The following is a 25,547-nucleotide window of genomic DNA, read 5'->3' on the forward strand; positions in this document are numbered from 1 at the left end:
TTCCACTAAAAAGTGTTCTTGTTGTGGTGCAGAAAAACCGATGAAACTATCTGAACGCACCTACCATTGTTCCTGCGGCTATGTGGCAGCTCGTGACTATAATTCAGCAATTAATATCAAAAACAAAGGTATACGCCTATTAGCGTGATCATAAGCACCAAAACTCTTGGAACAAGAGGGGTAGCTCGGTCAGTTTTCGTTGGCTAGTAAAAGCAACGATAAGTCGAGAAGCCCCCACTTCAAGCGACTCGCAAGGGTGGTAAGGGGTGGGAGTAGTTCACAGTTATCATAATGGTAAGGGGAATCTTGTTCATTAAAAAAGCGAAAACACCAAAAGAGGGGTTTTCGCTTTCAATTTTTAATGCTGATTTCCGTCTTCTGCTAGAATTTGCACACGTTCCTCAAAGCTCACGACTCTATGTAGTTCGTGTAGCATCCAAAGGTAACCAAATTCATCGCTAAACATAGCGTTGGATATGCCGAAATCAGGCATTTTTGTGACGGGTTGAACTTCTTTACAGCCTGCATTTATCGCTTTTTCATAGGTTTCAGCGATATTTGGTACTAAAATATTAAACCAAATTGGCTTGGGATCATCAGGTTTAGGGGCAATCATTTGATACTCAGGATTTTCATCCAGCATATGAAATCTTACGTCATATAGCTTAAAAACAACTTCATTCTTCCCAACTGGAAAATCTGTTACCTCGACACGTTCAATATCAAAAATTTTCTCATATAACGCTAATGCTTTTAAACTATCTGTGACAACCATATCAATTTCCACGCCAACCATCATCACCACTCCTTAAGAATCATATTTATATTATTAGCGTAACACATTTTTTCTTGTTTATGCAGTAGAACGAGGTTTTTATACTTACAACATAAATTTTTGGGTGAGATCAATGAATTTGAACGTTAATTATGCATTTAAACAATTGTTTGACAACGAAAAAAATAAAGAGATGCCGATTGTATTTTTTAATGTGGTGTTCAATTTTCACAATGGCGAGTATGAGGAGGACTAGCAATTAAGGTTAGATTTACTTATGAAAACGACAACTAATGAATGTTGAAATCCAATTTGCCCACCAATATGATGTGGGCAAATACTCTATCTATTATTAGTCCAACTAAGTTAAAGAGCATCCATCATAAAAATGAAATTGTATGAAAAGTTGATTTGTACCAAAAAACGGTGCGAATCGACTTTTTTATTTATTAAAGAATGCGGATTATGATGAACTATCGGTCATAAAGGAATTTAAAAATTATGTAACTTTTTGAGGTGATCATAAGTCTACTTTGAAGAGAATAGTTTGCTGTACTCATAGAATAAGGGGGTATTTTCCATTTGGTGTCGAGTTGAAGAAGTTTGCTAGAAGATGTTCGTGTAATTTTGACAAATTCTTTGTTTTATATGAAGCTTTTGAAGGAGAGCGGTTAGCACTCTAGTACCGAATCTACTCTTTTCAATAAAAATCCCACATTTTAGGTTTTTTTCGTGTTAAGATGATTAAGACTATTGAATAGCAAAAAGGAGATTAGGATGTTTAAGAAACTAAAGACTACATGTATTGTAACAGCAGTTGCTTTGGCTACAATTTTGCCTGGACAAGCGTCTGCATCAGCTTCTGGTAACAATGGGATTCAAATAAAAAACAATGTATCAATTATCATTAATGGAGAAACGATTAATGTCTATGATCCTATTTTAAATAAATCGGATTATTTACTATTGCCAATGCGCGCATTATATGAAGCAATTGGTGCCAGCGTGTCTTGGGATAAGGAAACGTTGACAGCGTCTGCTTATCGTAGTGGTAAGACAGTTGATTTAACGATTGATTCTATGAAAGCCTTAGTGGATGGTCAAGAGGTTGCGATGGATGTTGCGCCATTTATGTATAAAGACCGTACATATATGCCATTGCGTTTTGTGAGTGAAAACTTTGATGGTATTGTTAATTGGGACGAGGTTACTCAATCGGTAGATATTACATTATCAGACGATTTACCAGTGGAGCAGCCACAACAACCGCAGGAGGACCCCTATATCTTACATATCAATAATAAGCGTATTGTCATGCAAGATTCCATTATTACGAGGGATGGAAGAACCTATTTACCTGCTAATTATATCTATGATTACTTAAATGACTCCTCTGGGATGTGGCAGCCAGATGGTTCCTTTGAATTACAGGTTGGCGGTATGAGCTTTGTATTCAACGATGGTAGCAATCAGGCTTTGCTTAACAATGAGGCTGTGACAATGGCAGAAAAGCCATTTATCCAAAGTGGTAAAATGTACGTTCCTGCTAAGTTTCTTGTTGATGCATTAGGCGGAAATTTACGTTATATCACAGATAAAAAGGAAATGTATATTTATGTGTATCGTTATATGTACATAAGCCCGTTCCTTGAAAAATCATATGGTTCAACGTCATTCCCAACCGCTGTTCCTTCAGCGCATGTAGACGGGGACCGTGATTTATTGAATAGTGATAATCCTGAAACATTAAAACGCAAGCTTATTCCATTAAACAATGCAACACTTGCACAATATGATGTGAAAGCAACATCTGCAACGAATAAGCACCGTGTTTTTGGCTGGCATTATAATCAGTTAGGAACAGATATAAATTTAGGAATTACTGTTCAAAATACATCGACTACAGAGAGTATCAAGATTACAGACTCGAGAGGGATTAGTCAAAAAACAGGGAATAGCTGGGTCGGTCATGATATTGGTTTAACAATTGCTGATGCTGTATTAAATGATAGATTAAGAGAGTCAGAGAGTACTGGCATTGTTATTGCACCTGGAGAAACAAAGGTTATTGAGGCATACGATCTACATTTTGAATATATTATCGGCTTTATCCATGATTTAGATGTTCAAGCGGTGAATGGCGGTAAGCCAGAGTATACAATTCGTACGGTACTAACAAAGGATAACAGTGATTTAGCAAGCATTAAAACAGAGCAGGTGCCGATTGATGAGTATGCTAAGCATCCACGAGGCGCATGGTCGAGTGCTGCGATTAAGGCCGAGTTCCCAACCTATACAGTGGATTCGCCAGAGGTAGGCTATAACATCTCTAATGGTAGTACAGACAATCTGCAAACAGAGGAAAATTCAATGTCAAAAGTGAATGGAGCGGTAGGAAATCCAGGACATTTTGGTGTGAACTATAAGGTTTCTATTCCTATTGAAAATCCAACAGGTACTAGAAAAACAATTAAGATGAAGCTTGCTGGTCGTGGTGGTTCATATAGTGGTGCGATTAAGATTAATGGTCAAGTATATTTAGTACCTAATTTACGAGTAGGGGCTGAATATGTGGAATTACCTGATGTTCAGATAAGAGGTACGAAGGATACGATTGAGTTAGAACTTATGCATGCTGGTGGTGTGAATCTTCCAGTAGCGATCTATGTTGAAACAAAATAATAAAGTTCTTGGCACGCGTCATAGTTATGATGTCGTGCCAAACTTTGAATTAATATGGAGTGAAGAAATTGGCAAGAAAACTAGTAACGATTGTTGTCGTCATGTTCGTTTTGATGCTAACAGTTAGCCCGATCAATGGGCAGGCAGCCACTTTGGGTAATAAGGTCAGTGAAGTGAAAAAAGAGGTGTCACCACAGGTAACGCATATACAGCAAAGCTATCAATCAGGTTCTACTCGTCAGTTTGTAAATGTTTTAGATGTAAATTTAAACAATACATATACAAAACTAGAAATTGGTATGCCGAATCCTATTAATTCCTTAAAAACAACAACAGCAATGGCTAAGCAAAATACAACTGATGGCCATCGTGTTGTTGGTGCTGTGAATGCTTCTTACTTTTTAGGCAATGGTATGCCCGCAAATCTATTAGCTGAAAACAATGAAATTATTAACTATGGTATTTTGGGAGATTCCTATGATAGCCCGACACAAAAGCCAGTTGCTTTTGGTCTATCAAAATCAGGACAAGCAATAGCAGACTATTATTCTACGCAGCTATCTTTTCAAATAAATGGTAAAAACTATCCGATTGACTTGATTAATAGTGAACGAGGCACAAATAAAACAGTTTTATATACCTCTGAAAAAAGAACAACAGGTACAAATAATTGGGGTGTAGAAATTGTTGTAACAGGTGCTAGTCAGGATACAAGCTCTTTACATTTTGGGGATCAATTCTCAGGCATAGTTTCCCATGTGACTGCTTATGGAGCTGAAGGAAATTCAACTGTACCGGCAGATGGCTTTGTTATTTCTGTGCAAAATAAGGAGCTAGCAGCAGAGTTAGGTAGTATTCTAGCGGGTGCAACTGTTGATGTGAGCTTATCGATCGATCAAAAATGGATGGATGCTCAGTTTATTTTAGCAGCAGGGCCAATGCTTGTGCGAAATGGCAAAGTGGATATTTCGATGCCAACCAATTCAGGCTTTGCTTCAACACGTAGCCCACGTACAGCTGTAGCGATTGATGCTACAGGGACAAAGGTATTTCTTGTAACAGTGGATGGCCGCTTAAGCGGGCATAGTAATGGGGTGAATTTACCCGACCTAGCCTCTCATTTAATTTCAATGGGGGCATCCACAGCGCTGAACTTAGATGGTGGTGGCTCAACAGCGATGGTTGTACGTAATCCAGGTGGCTATTTTGCTAATCTTGTTAATACACCATCAGAGGGCAGTGAGCGGCGAGTATCTGCTATTTTGCAGGTTGTTAATACAGCACCGCCAGGACAAGCTAAATCCATTACATTAAGCAGTGTTAATCAAGTGATGAAGGGTTCATCTGTTAATATACAGGTAGCAAGCGCTTATGACCAATACCTGAATCCAATCACAATTGATCCAGCAAATATGACATGGACGGTTGAAGGCAATATTGGTCAAATGAACGGCGCAACCTTTACAGCTACACAAAAAGGTGAAGGAAAAATTATTGGTCAATATGAAGGCATTCGTACATCCATACCTGTGAAAGTTGTAGACTTAGCTGAAAAGCCTATTTTACTAGATAGCTTTGATAATGCTTCAGCTTGGACAGCAGAGGTGGCGAAGGCAAAGGCATCTTTAGCAAGCTCCAAAGATTATGCTAGACAAGGCGCTGCTAGTATGCAATTAAACTATGATTTTACAACAGCAGGAACAGAGACAAAGGCTGCTTATATGGTAGCGAAAACGCCAATTGCTCTATCAAGTCAACCTAAAAATATCGGTGTTTGGGTATTCGGTGATGGTGGCAAGCATTGGCTACGAGGTGTTGTTATTGATGGCACAGGCACAAAGCAAACGATTGACTTCACAAGTCAGGGCGGCTTAGACTGGCATGGCTGGAAATACGTAACAGCTGATATTCCAAATGATTTACCATTGCCATTGAAATTTGATCGTTTATATGTAGCGCAACCAGATGCAGCTTTACAAAAGAAAGGTCAGCTTTATTTTGATCAATTACAGGCTGTTTATAAAGATAATCATGAAGAATTGGTGTACACAGATGTAGCGAAGGGACATTGGGCATTTGCAGATGTTCAAAGCTTATATGATGAAGCATTGATTAAAGGTTATTCAAATGGAACATTTAAACCAGAAGCATCCATTACACGTGCAGAGGCAGCAACGATTATTGCACGTGCGCTTAATTTGACAACAACGAAGAATTCAAGCTTTAAAGATGTAGGCAAGAGCCATTATGCATACAGTGCCATTGCAGCAGTTGAGCAGGCTGGGATCATCAAAGGGCAGGAAGCAGGGAAATTTAATCCAAATGGACAGCTTTCACGTGCAGAGATGTCAGCGATTTTAGCAAGAGCGTATCAATTAACAGGTACAAGTCAAGTAAGCTTCTCAGATGTAAAAGCAACGCATTGGGCTTACAGCAATATTCAAGCGCTTGTCGCAAATGATTTAACAAGCGGCTTTCCCGATAATACATTTAGACCAGATGCACAAATTACTCGTGCTCAATTCGCAAGCTTCTTAAATAGATGCTTAACATTAAAATAACGCTTAACAAGCCCCTGTAGACAAAAGAACTACAGGGGTTTGCTTTTGATTGAACTATAAATAACCGCAAAACTACACAAGAAAAAATCCGCTTTGTGTGAAGCGGATTTTTGTATTTAGAAAACAATATATTTAACATATTGCTGCCAGGTTAAATCTTTAAAGTGGCTCCATTGAATTTTTTCAACAGGCATTGTGCGGAAAGTATAGGCAGCAATATTACGCGGTTGATTAGAAATTAGTGGTGTACCTTCATCTAAATAGTCCGTAAAAACAGCTGACTTAGCCGTATTAAACTCTACATGAATATCCATGAGCTGAATTTTTCCATCTGAATCAATCCGATATAGCTTTTTTTTACCTTTTTTCGTTGTCACTACCCATGATTTATCCACTTTATAGGAATCAAAGGCTTCATTCACAATAATCGAAGCTTTGCCAGTTGTGGAAAATGGAATATCCTCTAATAAGCTATCCTGCTGTAAGAGCACTTCATAGTTGGCTGGCTGTGGCAGGGCGGCTGTTTTAGCTAGCTCCTTTGCCCAAACTGTGTCGTTATTTGTAGCGATGACTTGTTTATCTAAAACAATGCCTGATAAAGCCTCCTTGACATGCTTCACTTTTAAATCAACCGTTTGCCCCTCATGTACCTTTTGCCATTCTTTTTCAGATAAATAGGCATACATCGCTTTTTCAGAGGAATAGATTTCAATTGTAAGGGTTCCTGCATCTTCCTTAACGGCTGCTACAATACCATCTACTGGGCTAATAAGTCCTTGCCGTGCTTGAATTTGTGCAATCTGTGCCTCAATAACTGCGATTTGACGATTTGTTTCAGCAATATGTCGATTTAACAATGCGACTGCTGTCGATGGTGAATTTTGCTGAGCCAGCTCAAATTTTAGCGTAACAGATAACTTATCATCAATTTGGTTAGTATCAATAGAGCTTTTTGGATCAGCACCATTATAATCATTCTCAATTAAATCAAGGGTATCCTCTAAATCACTTAACTCAGTTTCATAGGCGGTAAGCTCTGCTTCAAGCTTTGTTAGCTCATCATTTACCTCATCCTCTTTATACGTAGCAAGTAAATCATTCATCATCACTTCCTGGCCACGTTTTACATTGACCGCTGATAGACTTCTTGCATCAGCAGAAATGGTGTAGGTTTCAGCTGGTGCAACAATGGCTTCCTTATTGACCCGCTCGGTATGTGTACCGATATGAGCCTTTTGAAATTCGTCAATAAAATAAGAGCGTGCCACATGGCTATCATCCTTAAAGACAAAATAAGCATTTATACCGATGATGAGCATTGCTAGTACAATAGCGATGCTTGTCCATGGTCTTGTCCTGATAAATGCCATCAACCTAACCCCCTAGCAATCCATTCTTTAATTGGTAGCACACTAATCATACCAATAAATAAGGCCATAAATAGCTGTATCCCAATAAGTTTAACGATTAATATCTTTCTACTAGCTGCTTCCTCCCATTTTGATAGGAATAAATATTGCACAATAACAATGACGATCGTTGTGATCGTAATTTGATTGATGGTAAATAATATGAAATCTGTCTCAATTATTTGCAAGGCAAGAGGTGCTAGCGAAAAGAAAGAAAATAGCGTTGTATAGCCTGCTGCAGAGAAAACAGCAAATAAAATCGCTTTTTCAATTAATAAAAAAGTAACAACATAAAGCTGAATTTTTTTGATCCATGTATAAGGAATATCCGTTAGTAGATGCAAAATATATGTGACCCCATAATAATGGAAACAGAAATATACAGTTGCCCATAAAATGGCCCCAAGCATTGACAGCAATCGAGCTACATAGTATTCATTTTGTAAATCCATTGCGAATAAACTCGTTAAATTTTCTGTGCCCATCCCCCAAAACTCGCGAGCTGCGAATAATAGGACAAAGAGGATGAAAACTGTAAATACACGTTTTTTATAGCCAGCAATCTCGCCTTCTTCGACGATGTTTGTAAAGTAAGCTGGATTTTTTAAACTATGCCAAAACTTATAATGATAAAACATAAACAAGCGTCCTTTCCTCCAAAATAATCAATATCAAAATTGTAGTATACACTCTAAAAAGAGATGATGACATATAAAAATAGCTGTTTTTTTATCATTTCATACATGTGATGCTTCTTCTATTAGCATTAATAGTATTGAAAAAACGCATTCCGTCAATATATGTCGAATTAGATAATACTATTGTATAGTATAATTGAAATAACTTCCTGTTTTTCTTACTAGTAATTTTGAAAAATTACTTTTGATGCTCATAATTTTGTAAAAGTAAGAGAATGGCTTGAAAATATGTAATTTATTCCGATACAAAAGTAATGACTCACAATGAAAATGAACATAATCATTTTCCTATACAGATTAAAGATGAAAGGGTGGTTCGATTGAATCGAAAATTAACGGCAGGCGTTATTGCAGGTCTTTTACTAACACCTACAGCGATAGCAAATGCCCAGGAAAATGATGCACAGCCTCGCGTAATGACACAGACAGAACAAGTTGCTCCTGTTATGACAGTAGCAGCAAACACAGCCAAAGAACAAATCATTGCGCGGCTTGGCAAGCTATCTGAGAATTCAACAGATGATGAGATGGCCATTGCAAAAGAAGACCTGATCATTGTCAAAAACTCAAGTGATTTCGATTTTACTGAGGAAGAATTAATTGAGGCAAAATATAACTATATCAAAGAGCAACGTCGATTACTTGGTGAGCTTAAAACAATTGGAGATAGTATCAATGCTATTTCCTATACTAGTAAGAACTTTTTACAGGAAGTCACAAATGCTAAAGACAAATACGAAAAGTTTTTAGGAAATGCCCAACAAGAAAAATCCTACTTATATGTACAGGATCAATTTAGACAAGTGATTGTGGAGGCGCTTGAAAATGGAGAAGAAGCTCTTGTTTCAGCAATTCGAGGCACAACCTTACAGTATGGCTATGATGAAACTGGGCGTAATAATTATTTTAAAGGTAAAGGGTTCGATATTGCCAAGCTAGTTAAATTAGAAAACGATGCAACCGCAGTCAATGGAGCAACAGATACATTGGATGCTTTTGTGACAAATGCAAATGCTGATTATGAGACAGTTCTTAATGCCCTCAATGCTATAACAGTTGCCTACGATGTGCTGACACCAGACCAAAAGAAAGCCGTTGCTGCTTATCATCCAGCAGATGCTACAATCACACCTTATAAGCAGTATACAGATGTTCAAGCAAAGGTTGGAGCAGCTAGTAAGGTTGCCATAAGCATTGCAGATTTAGAGAAGAAAAAACCAGATGATTTTAAAACAGCAACGAACTTTACTAGTGCCGTTGCAGCAATTGAGAAATCGTATAATGCCCTTGATGAAACATTACAGAAGTGGGTAACAAACTACGATACATTTAAGCCATATCAGGAAGCAGCCGATATTTCGAAGCGCATTGCTGCATTGCGCGTATCAAGTGATGAGGCATATCGTACAGAGGTTGGTGAGCTTGATACAAAGTATAAGGCACTGACTGAGAAAGCGAAAGAGTTTGTCAAAAATGTAGCAGATTTGGAGCAGGCTACTACTAATATTGCTGCTGCTAAATCTATTGAAGCTCTGATTGCAGCCATTGAAAATGAAAGCAATAAAGTAGAAGCTATTCAAAAAGCACGTGAAGCCTATGATGCATCAAGTAATCATAAAGATGTAAAAAAAATTGTCAATAATTTAGCAACGCTCGTTCAATTGGAGAAGGATTATCAGGCTTCACTAAAGGTTGAAAAATTAATTACCGAGTTGGACCCAGCATCTACTACGTTCGAAAAGAAAACTTTAGCTGCCTATGCTGCCTTTGAGAAATTAACAGAGAATGAGCAGAAATTTGTGAAAGAGGCAGAGCAGCTGAAACTCTTTTACAAATATGCGGAGGCATCGAAACAAGCCAATGCATTAAAGCCAACTGCATCGGATTATCAGACAAAGCTAGCAGAGGTGAAAGTAAGCATTGCTCACTTAGATGCTACTGGAAACGCAGCTAAAGCAGCACTTGATGCAATCAAAGTACAACTTGATGCAAAGATAGAGGCGCTTGAAAATGAGGATGTAGCTGTTGCAGCAGTGATTACCCAAATTGACGCATTAAATGGTTCATCCAAGTTAGTGGAAGATATGCTAGCGGCACGTACAGCGTATGAGGCATTACCAACTTCTGCTGCTAAAAAGCGTGTCACGAATATAAAAATTCTTACAGATTTAGAGAAATCACATAAAACGGTTGTCAATGTCGTGTCATTATTTGAAAAACTGGATACAAGCGCCAAAAACTATTTGTCCAAAGCAAAATCGGCCTATACAGCCTACAATAAGCTTGCTGCGGCAGATCAAGTGTATGTTCAAAATTATAATGGCTTAAACGATATTGTGAAAGTAACAGAGGTTGTAGTACAAATTAATGCCTTAAATCCATCGAAAAAAACATATAAAGATGATGTAAAAGCAGCGGCCGATGCGTATACAGCTTTAGGCGTAACACTTCAGGAGCAGGTTGTTAATTATACAGATTTAACAAAGGCACAAGGCTATGTTGACACAGCAAAAGCGTTTGATGACCGTATTCTAGCGTTAGCCAATGAAAATCCTGAGACATTTGTGTCAACGATTGCTACCTTATCTGCTGACTATAAAGCAATGGATAAAAATGCGAAAAAGTTAGTGGAGCAGGCTAAAGCGTTAACGACTTATGAAAAAGACAATAAAGCGGTTATAAAGGTTATTCAAATGATTGATGCCTTAAACCCAACAAGTAAGGATTATACAAAAAAGGTGCTCGCTGCACGCAAAGCTTATAATGCGCTTGATGAAGTAGCTCAGAAGCGTGTCACAAACTATGCGAACCTTACAGCTGTTGAGGATGTTGCTTCATTAATTGGGCTTATTGCTTCCTTAAAGCCAACAAGTAAAACTTTTTTAGAGGATTTAAAAACAGCACGTGAGCTATATGAAGGATTGCCGGAAGAAAAGAAGCAGGCGATTATCAATTATGATGCACTAGTAGCAGCAGAAAATGAGCAAACAACAGCAGCAGGCGTTATTGCATTGATTGTGCTGACAGAGGAGCAGGATGCTGATTATTTAACAAAACTCATGAATGCGCGAGTAGCTTATGATCAACTATCATCAAATCAAAAGAAATTAGTGACAAATATTAAAGATTTAACAACACGCGAAAAAGCCGTGAAGCCAATTTTAAATGTTATGGTACAAATTAATGAATTGGACCCAGAAGCGAAAAACTTTGTAAGTAAGGTGAATTCGGTACGTAAAGCTTACGATAAGCTAACAAAGGATCAGAAAAAATATATTGATAATATTGATGTACTTTTAAAATATGAACCTATCTCAAATGTGGTGAATTTGATTAGCAAGCTAAAATCGTCAAGCAGCACATTTCTTCAGGAGACCTCACGTGCACGTTCCCTTTACGATGCGCTTCCTACAGATATGCAGCAGTATGTTACAAACTACTATTTATTAGAGGCAGCTGAGGCGAGTATTTTAGGTGCTGGTAATGTGATGCAGATGATTACAGATTTACCATCTATTGATCCAAAGCAATATGTGAAACGTGTTCAGGAAATTCGTGCAGCCTATAATGCTTTACCAAAGGATCAGCAGCGAGCTGTACAAAACTACAAGGTTTTACAAGACCAAGAGAAGGTGGTAAAGCCTGTTATCAAAGTTGTAGAGGATATTGATCGTCTGTTAACAGCGAAGGATATGAATAGTCAATATCAAAAGATTTTAAAAGCCTACGATAAGCTGGATGGGGATCAACGACGCTATGTCTATAACGATCAGCTATTGCTATCCTTAGACAATGTTATTAAGGTTTATAACAATATTGCTAAGTTAAATCCAAAGGATAAGTTTTACTTTGGTATGGTGGAAGCGGTACGTAAAGAATACGATAGTCTAAATTCAATAGATAAACAGCGTATCTCTAATTACTCGATATTATTAGAAGCAGAAAAAGGCATGGCTGATGTAAAGAAAGTTGTAGAGATGATTGCAGCACTTTCTTCCACTTCTTCATCATATATAGAGGATGTAGCGAATGCCGTTGCTGCTTATAAAACATTGGATGCTAAAGTACGGAGCCAAGTTATTAATGAGGACGTATTGAAGCAAGCTGAAAAAGATGTAGCGACTGTGTTGAAAGTTGTGCAAGCAATTGGCAGCATTGATCCAGATAGCTCAAACTTCGAGAAAAAAGTGCTGGACGCTGAAAAAAGCTATAGCGCATTATCATTAGAGCAGCAGGATTTAGTCTATAATTATCGCGTTCTCGAAGAATATCTTAAAATGATTCAATAGTATGACAAAAAAGGAGTTTTCCCTGCGGATATTGAGGGAAAACTCCTTCTATAATAAGAAATTCCTTTATGATGTCCCTTTTTTCAAAATCATGAAACTTTATCCACTAGAAATTCGTATCTTATAGTGTAAATGGTAACATTTTATACATATTATATTTGAAAGATGAAGGAGGTGGCCGTATTGAAGAAATGGATTTGTCTAGCGGTACTCTCAATAGCTACAATGATAGGTAGCTTTACAGGCATACATCAGGTAGAAGCAGCATCTGTGAAAGCTATTGATATTTCCAATTCGTATTGGGCAAATACTTCCATTCAACATATGCTATCGAGACAATATATGACCACATATAATGATCAAACATTTAAGCCTGAGCAAGCGATTACAAGGGCAGAGGCTGCTGCTGCTATTGCACGCTCCCTTCAATTGAATGCTGCTACAGCGGTGTCTACAAGCTTTAAGGACGTTTTTGTGACACATCCGTATTATCAGGAGATTTGTCAGCTTGAAAAGCTAGGGGTTATTCAAAAGGGGGATGCCTTTCAACCAGAGGAGCCTTTACAGCGAATGCAGGTGGCAAAAATGCTAGCATTGGCCTATCAGCTAAAAGTAGATAGTAAAAACCATAGCCAATTTACGGATGTTCCTCGTACACATTGGGCAAAGGATTATATTGAGTCTTTAGCAGATATAGGTATTATTGGTGGCATCAATTCTAAACAATTTGCGCCTAATCAATTGGTAACACGGGCTCAGTTTGCTGTATTTGTAGAGCGAAGCATCGATTTTCAGCAAAAAATCACAAAGCTAGAAGTAGCCTATGATTATTTAGCCAAAGATTACATTTCAACGATTAATCTTTCAACAGCATGGTCGAGAGAGGTTGTTGAATTAATCAATGTTGAAAGACAGGAACAGCAATTGCAGCCTGTTATATATGATCCTGAGCTTACACAAATCGCAGTTATTAAAGCACAGGATATGGTAAAGCGTCAATATTTTGAGCATGTTTCTCCGTACTATGGTGCACCGTGGGACTTAGCCACATTATTTGATTATACGTACACAAGCTTTGGCGAAAATATTGCACGCAATATAAAATCACCAGAAATTGCTGTTAAGGCATGGATGGCTTCTCCTAGTCACCGAGATAATATTTTAAAAGAGCACTATACGAATACAGGGGTAGCCATCGCACAAGATAGCAAAGGAAATTACTATTGGGTACAAATGTTTTCTAGTCAATAAGTAGTAGTGTGACAAAGCATCACGAATATTACAGAAATGTTACGAAAGCTTAAATTTACGATGAAAATAGGCTTTTTTGAACGCTGGAAATACCTCCAAACGTTGGTATAACAGCGTTTTTTTGCTTTCTAAAACCGTTACACAATTGAAAAATAATAATCTCCTCTTTTGTGATAGTCTATGTATAGGCAAAAAAGTTCTGAGAGGGGTATAACAAAAGTATGAAAAAGAAATGGTTACTACCGATTTTTGCATCATTTATGCTATTTTCAACAACTCATATAGATAATGCTGAAGCAGCAACAAATGCAGACGTTACTGACACAGCTTCTAAATATTTAGGTATTCCTTATAAATATGGCGGTACAACGACAAGCGGTTTTGATTGCTCAGGCTTTACTTCTAAAGTATTTGCAGATTTAGGCATTCAATTAAACCGTACATCAGGCTCACAGTATCAACAAGGTACTGCAGTAGCAAAAAGTGATCTTCAAGTTGGGGATCTACTATTTTTCAATACAAGCGGTAGTGGGATTTCACATGTAGCTATATACATAGGTGACGGAAAAATGATCCACTCTCAAACAAATCAAGGTGTAAGTTACTCAAATGTTAATGATCCATATTATTGGGGCTCTCGTTATGTAGGTGCTAAACGTGTAGCAACATTTGATGAGCAGCAACAAGTTGAAGTAAAACAAGCAGCAATCGACTTTTCTGTCTATGCTTCTCGTGCAGAAGTAGCGGGACAAATTGCGAAAGCTTTAAACTTAGATACATCTGATACAAACACTAGCTTTGTAGATGTAAAACCAACGAACGCAAATGCAGGTGCGATTGCAGCTGTAGCGAAATTAGGTATCTTTGAAGGCGATGCAAATGGTAAGTTTAATCCGTCTTCACCAATTACACGCGCGCAAATTGCCAAAGTATTGGTACTAGCATTTGATCTTGAAAATCATGGTGAAGCAAGAACATTTAGTGATGTTCCACAAAATAACTGGGCATACGAATACGTTTCCGCTCTTGCAGCAAATGGTGTGACAACTGGTGATGAAAATGGTCACTTTGGTCTTGATGAATTACTTAAAATTGATGAGTTAAAAACATTTATTCATAGAATTCAACCATAGGCCGTTCATAGAATTTACATTTTCATAGTGTAGTAGATTGTAAGAAATGATCTTTAAATAGCGTATAATGGAAGAAGGGTTTGCAATCGCAGACTCTTCTATTTTTATGATACTATCTATTAAAAAAGGATGTGATTTGGAAAAAATACATGTAACAGTTCTATTGTATGATGTTTTATTTAGTTAATTTTGTTAAAATGGACACGTTAAGAGAACAAGAAGGGAGGAAATAAGACATTGAACATCAAAAAAATTAGTCTTATCTTGTGCGTCTTATTCATTTCAGCTTCTATGTTTACGTTACATAGTGCAAGTGTCAGCGCGAATACAAATATCAAGTTTGAAGATGTTTCTAACAATCATTCAGCCTATGAAGAAATCAATTATTTAGTAAATTTAGGTGTAATCCAAGGTTATTTTGTTAATGGTAAAAGAGTTTTTGGTCCAAATAATAATGTAACAAGAGGACAAGCAGCTAAAATGGTTGTTGTTGCCTCTGGAAATAAGCCATTGGTTGTCCATAAATCTAGCTTTTCAGATGTAACAGCAGGTACTGAAATGTCAGGTTATATAGAGCGTGCTGTACAATTAGGATTTTTTGATAAAAATGTAAAAGGTCAGTTCCTGCCAAACAAGCCTTTAACTCGTGGTGAAATGAGTTTTGTATTATCGAAAGCATTTAACTTAGATACAAGCGAGTATGAGGGTGTTGATTCACCATTTATTGATATAGGTATTACACATGAATACGTAAAATATGTGAATACAATCTATTATAATGGTATTACAAATGGTACAGGTGATAAGTATTTACCAAATGATACAGTAACACGTGCACATTTTTCGCTGTTCGTTGCACGTGCTAAAAGTGAGAAATATCGTTTAGAGTTACCTGTAAAAGGGTCATCTGTTCCTGATACATCTCAGGTAATCGGCTTAATGAAAGTAACAACAGATGGTTTAAATATTCGTAAGTCAAAGGATTCTTCCTCAAATACAAATGTAGTAGGTCAAGTTAATAAAGGCGGCAAACTATCTATCTATGCCGTTGAAGGCAATTGGCTAAAGGTAACTTATAAGGGAGCATATGCTTATGTCTTTAAGCAATATGCAGAGTTTTTAGATGCAGATGGCAATGAATTAGGACCAGTTGAAAAGGAAGTTGTAACAAAAGGTGCTGTGAACTTGTATGTGAAACCAACTTCATCAGCAAAAATCATTACAACGCTTAAAGCAAATGAAAAATTACCAGTTTATAAAACGGTTGGCGGCTACTATTTAACGAAAGTAGATGGTTTACCAGGTTATATTGTAGCGAACAGCACAACAGATCCAGTCGTCGAAGAAACACCTAAGCCTAATCCAACGCCGACACCACCGCCAGCAGCTTCAGGAGATGTGCTTGGAAAAGTAACAGTTGCAAATTTAAATGTTCGTAGCCAAAGCAATGCAACATCTACAGTATTATTTAAGCTAGATAAAGGGGTAACTGTTCAAGTTCATAATATTGATGGTTACTGGGCAGAAATCTCTTATAATGGTCAAACAGGCTATGTGCATAAGTCTTATCTAAAACTATTAAATCAATCGGCGAACCCATTACAAGGTCGCATTATTATCTTAGATCCAGGGCATGGTGGTAAAGATCCAGGTACAGTATCAGGTTCCGTTTCTGAGAAAAGTATTACATTAAAAGTAGGTACACAAGTAAAGCAACTGCTAGAGAACGCTGGTGCAAAGGTATATATGACACGTACAGGTGATACCTATCCATCCTTACAAGATCGTGTAGATTTCACACAAGCAAACTATGGTGAAATTTTCGTGAGTATCCATGTCAACTCCGCTGCCAATACGTCAGCACAGGGTACTGAAACATATTATGCAATCTCTACAGGAGATATGTATCAGGAGGACATTGATTTAGCAACTTTCATAAATAATCAAATTGTCAATAACTTAAATATGAAAAACCGTGGTGTGAAGCAAGAACAATATTACGTTATTCGTAATATGGTCATCCCATCTATTTTAGTAGAGCTTGGCTTCTTATCGAATAGCCAAGATCGCAATAAAATGACAAATGATCAATATGTTACATTATTTGCAGAATCTATTTATAATGGTATTTTGCAATACTATAAAAAGCAATAAAGCTATAGAAGAAACGATTCCATTACTATTTTTGGAATCGTTTTTTCTGTTGAAAAGTGATTAAACCTTTTGGCAAAGTAAGGAGTATGATATTCAGCATGATTCTTTCTAATTTGTATATACCCATGTTCCCTAAACATAAACAAAGACAGCCTCGTTGATGGCTTGAGGCTGCCTTCTATTTTATCTTACCGTATTAATCACTTTAATATAATCTAAACTAATATAAGCTGGCTCTGTATGAAGTTGATCAGAGATAATTTGACACCAACCATTTAAGCTTGCATCCGTTATAATAACGGGCATATTGCTTTTATTAAACGTGTAGAGTGGGCTTTGACTTGTTGATGTATCTGTACGCACGTTGAGCCCAGCTGTTGTTGTCAGAGCAATTTTATAGGGATTGTTAGCATCTTTAAAGCCTAATGCCTTTTCAGCACGATAGTAGTGTCCAGCGATTTTAGCGCCCCAAAATGGATCAGAGGCATATTTCACATTAAAGCCCATTGCCTTCGAGCCAACAACTGCACCGTTTGTATAACGTCCACCAGGTGTAATGTAATTTGGCTGCAAGAACTTTTCAACAAGCTCATTAATATTGGCTTCCACACTATCAAACTTTTTATTGAGCGGATTTGTATCATACACATATAAACCAAATAGATTGTTTAAATTTTGAGCATGATCACTCATTCCATAGGCACTTTCATGCTGGGCAAGCGCTAAAATTAACATCGCATTAATATGAGCGTTAGCTTCCACTTCTTTTAAGATAGCACCTAAGCCAATTAATTTACTTTTTGTTGTAGCATCTTTATAAATTGAAGCACCCGAGCTTTCAACTTCTGCTAATTTTTGCAAAATATATTGATCTAGCTCTTCAGCCGTATATTGTGTTTTAGCACGAGCAGGTAGAAATTGATAGTAGTTATAGGCTTCTCCTGCTGAAGAACCATTCGCATTTGTGAAGTTAATGCCATCCCAGCTAAAGTATTTTTCACCTTGTTTCATAAAGCTAGGAGCCTTCCCATACACATAGCTAGCTGAATACTTATTTGATTTGTAATCATATAAAGTATGCTTAATTTCGCCATTTTCATTTGTATAGTAAGAACGCCCTTTCATTAATGCAGAAGGGATTAAGGATACGTCAGCCTGCTTTAAATAGCCAACATGGCCCGCTAAGCGTACCTTTACTTGTGTTGCATCACTGTCTAGGTATTCCATCTCAGTATTAGCAGCAACGGCTATTTGATCCTTAATTGTTTCCGAATATAATGCTACATAGTTATTCGTGACAACATAGCCTGAGGACAGTTTAAGAATTTTGTTATCGCATGTAATGACGAGTGAATGGTTTGTCAGCGCTTTCTCTGCTGCTTCAAAGCTAGGATAGGATTGCTTCACCACTAAATTACCATTTGAAATTTCCTGAACAATATAGGGGGTAGTTTGATCGTTATTACCTCCAGTATTTCCATTGTTGTTACTAGAGCTGCCATTGTTCCCATTATTATTGTTACTTTCGGGATAGTCAGGGTTTTGTTGAACGCTATCAGCAAGAGCGATTAAACGGAAAATAAATGTTGATGCTTCGCCAATTGTGGCATTGTCTCTTGGTAAAAACAGTCCGTTTGAACTGCCTTTAATCAGCCCTAGCTGAGCACCGATGGCCACATCTTGTCGGAAATCTTTAAAAATAGTGGCATTATCTTTAAATGTAATAGAAGAAGTGCCTTTTGGAATTTTTAAATAATCAACAGCTCGGATTAGCATCACAGCCATATGCTCTCTCGAAATACGGGCATTCGGCTTAAAGGAGCCATCTGTGTAGCCAGTAATAATGCCAGCAGTCGCAGCGAGTTTAATTTCGTCTGCAAATACATATGTGTTGGGGACATCTGTAAAGGTACTATTATTTTTTGTCTCCAAATTTAAAGCCTTTGCTATGTATGTAGCAAATTCACCGCGTGTCACCGTATCATTCGGACGATAGCTACCATTTTCATCTTGCAGTAAAGCTTCTTTAGCAATTAAATAACGAAGACCACTTTCATGCATATGTCCTGATAGTTCATCAGCATAGGCATTTTGGGGCTGCCACATAATTAGACTGACAAGCATCAGAAGTGATAGAAAAATTGATAGTTTTCTCATATTTTGACCCTCCTAAACTGATATTATTTTAACAAAGTTATAAAATTGGCATAAGGGTCAAATGATATGAAAAAATATAAAAAGTACCAATTTATTATAGGAAATAAGTATGGTTTTATCCAAAGCAAGAGAAAAAGCATCAAAATGGAGATGAGTTTCTTCTATTATATAGTTATTTATGTACGCTCTTGAAAAGTGAATCTCTTTTTATCGTTATTCGTATAACTAGGAAGTCATCTAAAATAGTAGGAGGGATGAGACAATATGGGTGATAGGCATTCCTTTTTTTATCCTTGGTTTTGTGAATAAAGATTGGACATTTATTATTATTGGTCTTGCATTATCAGTGGCTTTTTACGCGGGGAAGAGTAAAGGGAAAACTAAAAATAAATAGATCGCATGTGAGAAAGGACTGTTTGAAAAGATATTATCTTTCCAAACAGCCCCTTTTTTAATTAAAGCATTTCAGAAGTTGTTTTTGCTTGCATGTGTAATTGTAAGTAGTCTGGCCCACCCGCTTTAGAGTCTGTGCCTGACATATTGAAGCCACCGAATGGTTGGTAGCCTACGATGGCGCCCGTACAGCCACGGTTGAAGTACAGGTTACCCACATGGAATTCTTCACGTGCTTTTTCAAGGTTCATACGGTTTTTCGTAATGACAGCCCCTGTTAAACCATATTCTGTATCATTGGCAATATCAATCGCATGATCGAAGTCTTTTGCTTTAGCAATCGCCACGACTGGCCCAAAGATTTCTTCCTTCATAATACGAGCTGAAGGATCTACATCTGCAAAGACGGTTGGCTGCACAAAGTAGCCCACTGAATCATCGGCTGTACCACCAGCTACTAGACGACCTTCGCCTTTCCCAATCTCGATATACTCCGTAATTTTGTTAAACGCTGCTTGGTCAATTACCGTCGCCATAAAGTTAGTAAAGTCAGTTGGGTCGCCCACTGTTAAAGTGTTTGTTAATTCAACTACACGCTCCACTACTTGGTCGTAAACATCTTCTACGATTACTACACGAGAACATGCGGAACATTTTTGGCCCGAGAAGCCAAATGCTGATTTTACAATGGATTGTGCAGCTAGCTCTAAATCAGCTTCTTTATCCACAACGATTGTATCCTTACCGCCCATTTCAGCGATGACACGTTTAATCCAAATTTGTCCTTCATTGACAACGGATGCACGTTGGTTAATGCGTAAGCCAACATCACGTGAGCCTGTGAAGCTGATAAAGCGTGTTTTTGGATGATCCACTAAATAGTCGCCCACTTCTGCACCAGAGCCTGGGACAAAGTTCACCACACCTGCTGGAAGACCAGCTTCTTCTAATACTTCGATAAATTTATACGCAACGATTGGTGTCGTCGAAGCTGGTTTTAATAACACGGTGTTGCCTGTTACTAATGCTGCAACCGTTGTGCCCGCCATAATCGCAAAGGCAAAGTTCCAAGGAGAAATCACAATACCGATACCTAATGGAATATAGTCGTAACGGTTATATTCACCTGGACGGCTTTCCACGGGTTGCCCATCTTTAATACGTAGCATTTGACGTGCATAATATTCCATAAAGTCGATTGCTTCTGCTGTATCGGCATCTGCCTCTGCCCATGGTTTGCCCGCTTCCTTTGTTAATAAAGCCGAGAATTCATGTTTACGGCGACGGACAATTGCTGCTGCCTTGAAGAGCACGTCTGCACGAATAGCTGGATCCACCTTTTTCCATGTTTTAAATGCTTGGTCTGCCTCTTGCATCGCTTTTTCAGCTAGCTCTTGGCTCGCTTTTGATACGCGACCCACGACTTCTGTTTTCTTGGCAGGGTTATACGAAACGATTTTATCCTCAGTTGTAATGCGCTCGCCACCGATAATAAGTGGGTAGTCTTGCCCTAAATACCCCTCTACTTTATTTAAAGCCTCTACATAAGCAGTATAGTTCGCCTCTTGTGTAAAATCTGTAAATGGTTCGTGTTTGTATGGAATCATGTCAATTTCCTCCAATAGATAAAAGAGTGCCAAATGATTATGCACTTCTTAAGATTTTGTTAATTATATAATGCAATATTATTTGGCATTAATCAATATAAATTTTTTAAATTTTCTCATCAGCCTTTTAGATTGGTGTTAGAATAAGCTTAGGAGCATACAGGAGGACAAAATGGATAATAGTATACTACTCAGTATTTATAGATATGTTATTGAAAAAGGTGATATGGGCATTTGTGTAGTAGATACAGATGGCAAATTGCTTATATATAATAAAAAAATGCGAGAGCTAGAAGGCGTTAATGAGGATGAATTTGAGGAGAGGCGAGCACTCGAAATTATTGATTTTGAAACAGAGAAAAGTGATATTTATAAAGTTTTAAATTCTGAAACGCCTGTGCTCAATGTAAAAAAAACGTACTGGAATAAAAAAAACCAAGAGGTAACCTACATTAGCAATATTTATCCACTGCATTATGAGGGAGTTTTAGTAGGGGCGGTGGAATTTGCCCGCGATATTACACAGCTTGAATATATGATGTACCAGCCATTAAGAAGATATGGTGCGCCACTAACCTTTGATATTATTTCGGCTGTATCAGCAGTGATGAAGGATGTTATTGAAAAGGCAAAAATTGTAGCACTTAGTAGAATGCCTGTTGTGTTAATAGGGGAGTCTGGTACGGGAATTGATATGATTGCTGAAGGTATTCATCATGATTTAAGCGTAAAAAATGATATGTTTATTGCATTAATTTGCCGTAGAGATGAGGACACGATTTTAAAGCACTTTGAAAAATACATTGTTGAAAAAGAAAAAATTACGTTCTTTGCTGAGCGGATCGAATATTTATCCATGGCCGCTCAAGAGAAAATTGTGGAGCTTTTCAACAACCATCCTAATCATCATCATATGCTAATTGCGAGCGTAGGCAAAGATCCTATTGATTTAATTCAAGCACAAAAGCTATCGAAAAAATTATATCGACTATTTTCGGGTATTACGATTTATGTGCCACCGTTGCGAGAGCGAAAAGAAGATATTATGCCCTTTATTGATGACTATTTTAAACGACATCGTGATAGCTTTGGCTCCTCTATTCAAGGGTTGTCGGAGGAAGTACAAGAAATCTTTTTAGGGTATGACTGGCCTGGGAATTTAAAGGAATTAGAGGTTTTACTGGATGAAATTTCCTCGCTTCTAACAAATGAAACAGTAGTTGACTCCCATATGCTACCGGCCCATTTTAGATGGAAAATCCAATATTCCTATGAAAACGGAACAGAGGAGAAGGCTGATTTATTTATTATTAAAAATCCACACGATATTCGACCACTTGATGTCTACATGAAAGAGGTTGAGGAATATTATATTTCCAAGGCATTGGATTTTCATCAGGGTAATATTTCAAAAACAGCGGCTGCATTAGGAATACGACGACAAAGCTTACAGTATCGTGTTAAAAACTATAAGCTCAATAAAAAAAGCGAAAACATTGATTAACGATGTTTTCGCTTTTTTGGTGGATAGCATTATTGAACTGATGGATAGATTACCTAAAGTGGTGGATAGAATCGCTCAATAGGTGGATCGCCTGTAATTTTATTTGCTCTTTTTAGATAGACGGCCGAGAGCAAAGGCTACAACACCTAAGCCGATTGCTGTATTTGTTTTTTTATTAAACACTTGCTTTGTGACAAGTGCTAGATTTTGAGGGCGCTCTGCTAAACGACGCATAAAGTATCCATACCAATCATTACCAAATGGTAAATATGTACAGAAATTATAGCCTTCATGTGCAAGATCTAACTGCATATCTTTACGGAAACCATAGAGCATTTGGAATTCAAATTTATCATTGGGAATATTATGCTGTTTTACAAATTGCTTAACAAGATTAATAACATTATGGTCATGTGTAGCGATGGATGTAAATTTCCCGTGCAATAAATGATATTCAATTAGTTTTAGATAATTGCGGTCGATATCAGCTTTTGATTGATAAGCTACCTCTTCAGCCTCTTTGTAGGCACCTTTTACAATGCGAAGACGGAAATCTTTGTATTTTTCAATGTTTTCGTCTGATTCAAAGAAATATGCCTGAATAACAGTACCAACATTATTGTACTCTTTGTGTAGCTTATCAAGTAAATCAAATGAGCTATGTAAACGACCATAGTTTTCCATATCAAAGTTTACAAAAATATTGTATTGATGTGCCAGTGCTACAACCTCTTTTAAGTTTTCATAGCAAAAGTCAATATCAATATCTTGTCCTAGCTGTGAAGGCTTTAGCGAAATATGTGCATCTAATTGTTCATCATGAATTGCTTGAATCACTGCTAAAATATTATTTTTTGCTGCTGTTGCTGCAGATTTCTCAAAGACGAATTCGCCAAGGTTATCTACAGTACAAGAAATGTTTGCACGGTTTAGCTCTTTAATTGTTTGCACAACCTCTGGAATGGATGTGCCTGCTACAACGCTTTGTGCACCCATGCGTAAACCATATTTTTGGGCAGCGCTATTTAATAATTGGTTTTCTGAAAGTGCGATAAAAAAGTCACGTAATGCCATTAAAATGACCTCCAAAGTTGAAAATTTTAAATTCTTGGCGATTATAACACTTTTTTTGAAAAGTAAAACAATAAGATTTTTTTTTAACATTTTTAGAGGTCCCTCTTAGAGAGCATGAGATAGTGTCTTTATTGACTTTTCCAAGCTCTAAAAATACTTTAAAAATTTTTATTAAAAAAATTGGAACTTTTCAAAATAGTGATTATGCTTTATTTTAGAATGCGTAGATTTAATTTTTATGGGGAAAAGGAGGATTATATAGTTTATTTGCACTAAAACATTTTTATTAGCTAACAATCATGACTAAACAAGGGGGAAAAAATATGTCAGAAAATGTGTATCAATTACTTGCAATTATTATTTATCTAGTAGCAATGTTAGCCATTGGATGGTATTCATTTGTTAAAACATCGAATTTAACGGATTATATGCTAGGGGGACGTTCGCTGGGTCCTGCTGTAACAGCGCTTAGTGCGGGTGCCGCAGATATGTCTGGCTGGTTATTGATGGGATTACCAGGAGCCATTTATTTATCAGGGATTGTTGAGGCATGGATTGCTATTGGTTTAACAATAGGGGCTTATTTAAACTGGTTATTAGTAGCACCAAGATTACGTGTGTACACACAAGTTTCTAACGATTCAATTACAATTCCAAGTTACCTGGATAACCGTTTGCGTGATCATACAAAGCTGATCAGAATTGCATCAGGTATTATTATTTTAGTATTCTTTACGTTTTATGTATCATCAGGCATGGTAGCTGGCGGTAAGTTTTTTGATAGCTCCTTCGGCTATGATTATCATACAGGTTTATTAATTGTATCAGGTGTAGTTGTAGCCTATACATTATTTGGTGGATTTTTAGCTGTTAGTTATACAGACTTTATTCAGGGTTTAACAATGTTTGTTGCATTGATTGCCGTTCCTGTATTTGGGCTATTCTTAACAGGTGGACTAGGAGACACGATCGATTCGATTAAAGCCGTTGATCCTGAACATTTAAACTTACTACCATCAACACTTACAGCAGCGGCGTTGATTTCTTCGGTAGCATGGGGCTTAGGCTATTTTGGACAACCACATATTATCGTGCGCTTTATGGCGATTACTTCAGTAAAGGAAACAAAACAGGCTCGACGTATCGGTATTGGCTGGATGATTTTAAGTTTATTTGGTGCTCTTGCAACCGCTTTAGTTGGTGTAGCGTATTTCCAACAAAATGGAGGAGAGCTAAAGGATGTTGAAACAGTATTTATTGTAATGGGGCAAATTTTATTCCATCCATTTATTGCAGGTATTATGTTAGCTGCTATTTTAGCGGCTGTTATGAGTACGATTTCTTCACAATTAATCGTAACATCTTCAGCACTTGTAGAGGATATTTACAAAGCTTTATTCAATAAAACTGCAAGTGATAAGCATTATGTTTTTGTTGGCCGTATGGCTGTATTAGTCGTATCAATTGTTGCAGGAATTTTAGCATGGAATCCAGATAACTCTGTTTTAAACTTAGTAAGCTTTGCATGGGCAGGCTTCGGTGCAGCATTCGGTCCAATTATTTTATTATCTTTATATTGGAGAAAATTAACAAATTATGGTGCTATTAGTGGTATGATAACAGGTGCAGTGACTGCATTTATTTGGGGTAAGGTAGAGGTCTTAACTTCAGCATTATATGAAATTGTTCCTGGTTTTATCGTATGTTTACTCGTGGCAGTTGTTGTTAGTCTTATGACATATAAACGAAATCAAGATATTGAAGATGAATTCAATAGCATGGAAAAAATTCTGAAAGAAGAAAGATAGTAGCTATTCTAGTATTCAATTATTTTCATTGATTGAGGTGAATAAATATGCT

General features: G+C 37.2%; 15 protein-coding genes. 9 read left to right on the forward strand and 6 right to left on the reverse strand.

Features of this window, described 5'->3' with window-relative positions; translation table 11 throughout:
• Positions 1-148 (forward strand): zinc ribbon domain-containing protein (locus ADM90_RS23600; RefSeq protein WP_152927963.1); only part of this gene is annotated, 148 nt, incomplete at its 5' end.
• A 210-nt stretch (positions 149-358) separates the two neighbouring features.
• On the opposite strand, the gene ADM90_RS02970 is transcribed toward ADM90_RS23600, so the two are convergent.
• A complete protein-coding gene (locus ADM90_RS02970; protein ID WP_053993582.1) occupies positions 359-796 on the reverse strand; it encodes a VOC family protein in 438 nt (145 codons plus the stop codon).
• A gap of 756 nt (positions 797-1,552) precedes the next feature.
• Here ADM90_RS02970 and ADM90_RS02975 point away from each other — a divergent pair.
• A complete protein-coding gene (locus tag ADM90_RS02975; protein WP_053993583.1) occupies positions 1,553-3,457 on the forward strand; it encodes a copper amine oxidase N-terminal domain-containing protein in 1,905 nt (634 codons plus the stop codon).
• A gap of 59 nt (positions 3,458-3,516) precedes the next feature.
• Positions 3,517-6,018 (forward strand): S-layer homology domain-containing protein, encoded by a 2,502-nt coding sequence (locus ADM90_RS02980; protein ID WP_235473282.1) that lies wholly within the window; start codon positions 3,517-3,519, stop codon positions 6,016-6,018.
• A 116-nt stretch (positions 6,019-6,134) separates the two neighbouring features.
• Here ADM90_RS02980 and ADM90_RS02985 read toward each other — a convergent pair whose 3' ends face one another.
• Together ADM90_RS02985 and ADM90_RS02990 are read right to left on the reverse strand one after the other, a co-directional pair.
• Complete coding sequence (locus ADM90_RS02985; protein ID WP_053993585.1) at positions 6,135-7,388, reverse strand: HlyD family secretion protein; 1,254 nt, start codon at positions 7,386-7,388, stop codon at positions 6,135-6,137.
• Entirely contained in the window at positions 7,388-8,065 is a 678-nt protein-coding gene (locus ADM90_RS02990) for a hypothetical protein (protein WP_053994869.1), read from the reverse strand. Before ADM90_RS02990 ends, ADM90_RS02985 begins: the two co-directional genes overlap by 1 nt.
• A 371-nt stretch (positions 8,066-8,436) precedes the next feature.
• On the opposite strand from ADM90_RS02990, the gene ADM90_RS02995 reads away from it, so the two are divergent.
• From ADM90_RS02995 to ADM90_RS03010, 4 genes are all read left to right on the forward strand, one after another.
• The gene (locus tag ADM90_RS02995; RefSeq protein ID WP_235473284.1) at positions 8,437-12,414 is read left to right on the forward strand and encodes a cell wall-binding protein; all 3,978 of its coding nucleotides are present in this window, start codon (positions 8,437-8,439) and stop codon (positions 12,412-12,414) included.
• Between the two features lie 174 nt (positions 12,415-12,588).
• Positions 12,589-13,665 carry a CAP and S-layer homology domain-containing protein gene (locus ADM90_RS03000; protein WP_235473286.1) on the forward strand — a complete coding sequence of 359 codons (1,077 nt, stop codon included), beginning with the start codon at positions 12,589-12,591 and terminating at the stop codon, positions 13,663-13,665.
• 221 nt (positions 13,666-13,886) lie between these two features.
• The gene (locus tag ADM90_RS03005; RefSeq protein ID WP_053993588.1) at positions 13,887-14,798 is read left to right on the forward strand and encodes a C40 family peptidase; all 912 of its coding nucleotides are present in this window, start codon (positions 13,887-13,889) and stop codon (positions 14,796-14,798) included.
• Positions 14,799-15,035: 237 nt separating this feature from the next.
• The gene (locus ADM90_RS03010; RefSeq protein WP_053993589.1) at positions 15,036-16,952 is read left to right on the forward strand and encodes an N-acetylmuramoyl-L-alanine amidase; all 1,917 of its coding nucleotides are present in this window, start codon (positions 15,036-15,038) and stop codon (positions 16,950-16,952) included.
• Between the two features lie 183 nt (positions 16,953-17,135).
• On the opposite strand, the gene ADM90_RS03015 is transcribed toward ADM90_RS03010, so the two are convergent.
• Positions 17,136-19,109, reverse strand: a complete 1,974-nt coding sequence (locus ADM90_RS03015) for an S-layer homology domain-containing protein (protein WP_053993590.1) — start codon at positions 19,107-19,109, stop codon at positions 17,136-17,138.
• 455 nt (positions 19,110-19,564) lie between these two features.
• Entirely contained in the window at positions 19,565-21,109 is a 1,545-nt protein-coding gene (pruA, locus tag ADM90_RS03020) for an L-glutamate gamma-semialdehyde dehydrogenase (protein ID WP_053993591.1), read from the reverse strand.
• A gap of 172 nt (positions 21,110-21,281) precedes the next feature.
• On the opposite strand from pruA, the gene ADM90_RS03025 reads away from it, so the two are divergent.
• Positions 21,282-22,613 carry an AAA-type ATPase lid domain-containing protein gene (locus ADM90_RS03025; protein ID WP_053993592.1) on the forward strand — a complete coding sequence of 444 codons (1,332 nt, stop codon included), beginning with the start codon at positions 21,282-21,284 and terminating at the stop codon, positions 22,611-22,613.
• Between the two features lie 99 nt (positions 22,614-22,712).
• Here the strand turns inward: ADM90_RS03025 and ADM90_RS03030 are convergent, their stop codons facing one another.
• Positions 22,713-23,687: a proline dehydrogenase family protein gene (locus ADM90_RS03030; RefSeq protein WP_053994870.1), complete on the reverse strand. Its 975-nt coding sequence runs from the start codon at positions 23,685-23,687 to the stop codon at positions 22,713-22,715.
• 323 nt (positions 23,688-24,010) lie between these two features.
• On the opposite strand from ADM90_RS03030, the gene putP reads away from it, so the two are divergent.
• Complete coding sequence (gene putP, locus ADM90_RS03035) at positions 24,011-25,495, forward strand: sodium/proline symporter PutP (RefSeq protein ID WP_053993593.1); 1,485 nt, start codon at positions 24,011-24,013, stop codon at positions 25,493-25,495.
• Positions 25,496-25,547 lie beyond the last annotated feature (52 nt).

It is taken from the genome of Lysinibacillus macroides, assembly GCF_001281525.1.
Taxonomy (GTDB): domain Bacteria; phylum Bacillota; class Bacilli; order Bacillales_A; family Planococcaceae; genus Lysinibacillus; species Lysinibacillus macroides.

Excerpts from the sequence above, each read along its gene's own strand:
- ADM90_RS02970 (WP_053993582.1), bottom strand. The coding sequence starts at position 796 with ATGGTTGGCGTGGAAATTGATATGGTTGTCACAGATAGTTTAAAAGCA.
- ADM90_RS02975 (WP_053993583.1), top strand. The coding sequence starts at position 1,553 with ATGTTTAAGAAACTAAAGACTACATGTATTGTAACAGCAGTTGCTTTG.
- ADM90_RS02985 (WP_053993585.1), bottom strand. The coding sequence starts at position 7,388 with ATGGCATTTATCAGGACAAGACCATGGACAAGCATCGCTATTGTACTA.
- ADM90_RS02990 (WP_053994869.1), bottom strand. The coding sequence starts at position 8,065 with ATGTTTTATCATTATAAGTTTTGGCATAGTTTAAAAAATCCAGCTTAC.
- ADM90_RS03005 (WP_053993588.1), top strand. The coding sequence starts at position 13,887 with ATGAAAAAGAAATGGTTACTACCGATTTTTGCATCATTTATGCTATTT.
- ADM90_RS03015 (WP_053993590.1), bottom strand. The coding sequence starts at position 19,109 with ATGAGAAAACTATCAATTTTTCTATCACTTCTGATGCTTGTCAGTCTA.
- pruA (WP_053993591.1), bottom strand. The coding sequence starts at position 21,109 with ATGATTCCATACAAACACGAACCATTTACAGATTTTACACAAGAGGCG.
- ADM90_RS03025 (WP_053993592.1), top strand. The coding sequence starts at position 21,282 with ATGGATAATAGTATACTACTCAGTATTTATAGATATGTTATTGAAAAA.
- ADM90_RS03030 (WP_053994870.1), bottom strand. The coding sequence starts at position 23,687 with ATGGCATTACGTGACTTTTTTATCGCACTTTCAGAAAACCAATTATTA.
- putP (WP_053993593.1), top strand. The coding sequence starts at position 24,011 with ATGTCAGAAAATGTGTATCAATTACTTGCAATTATTATTTATCTAGTA.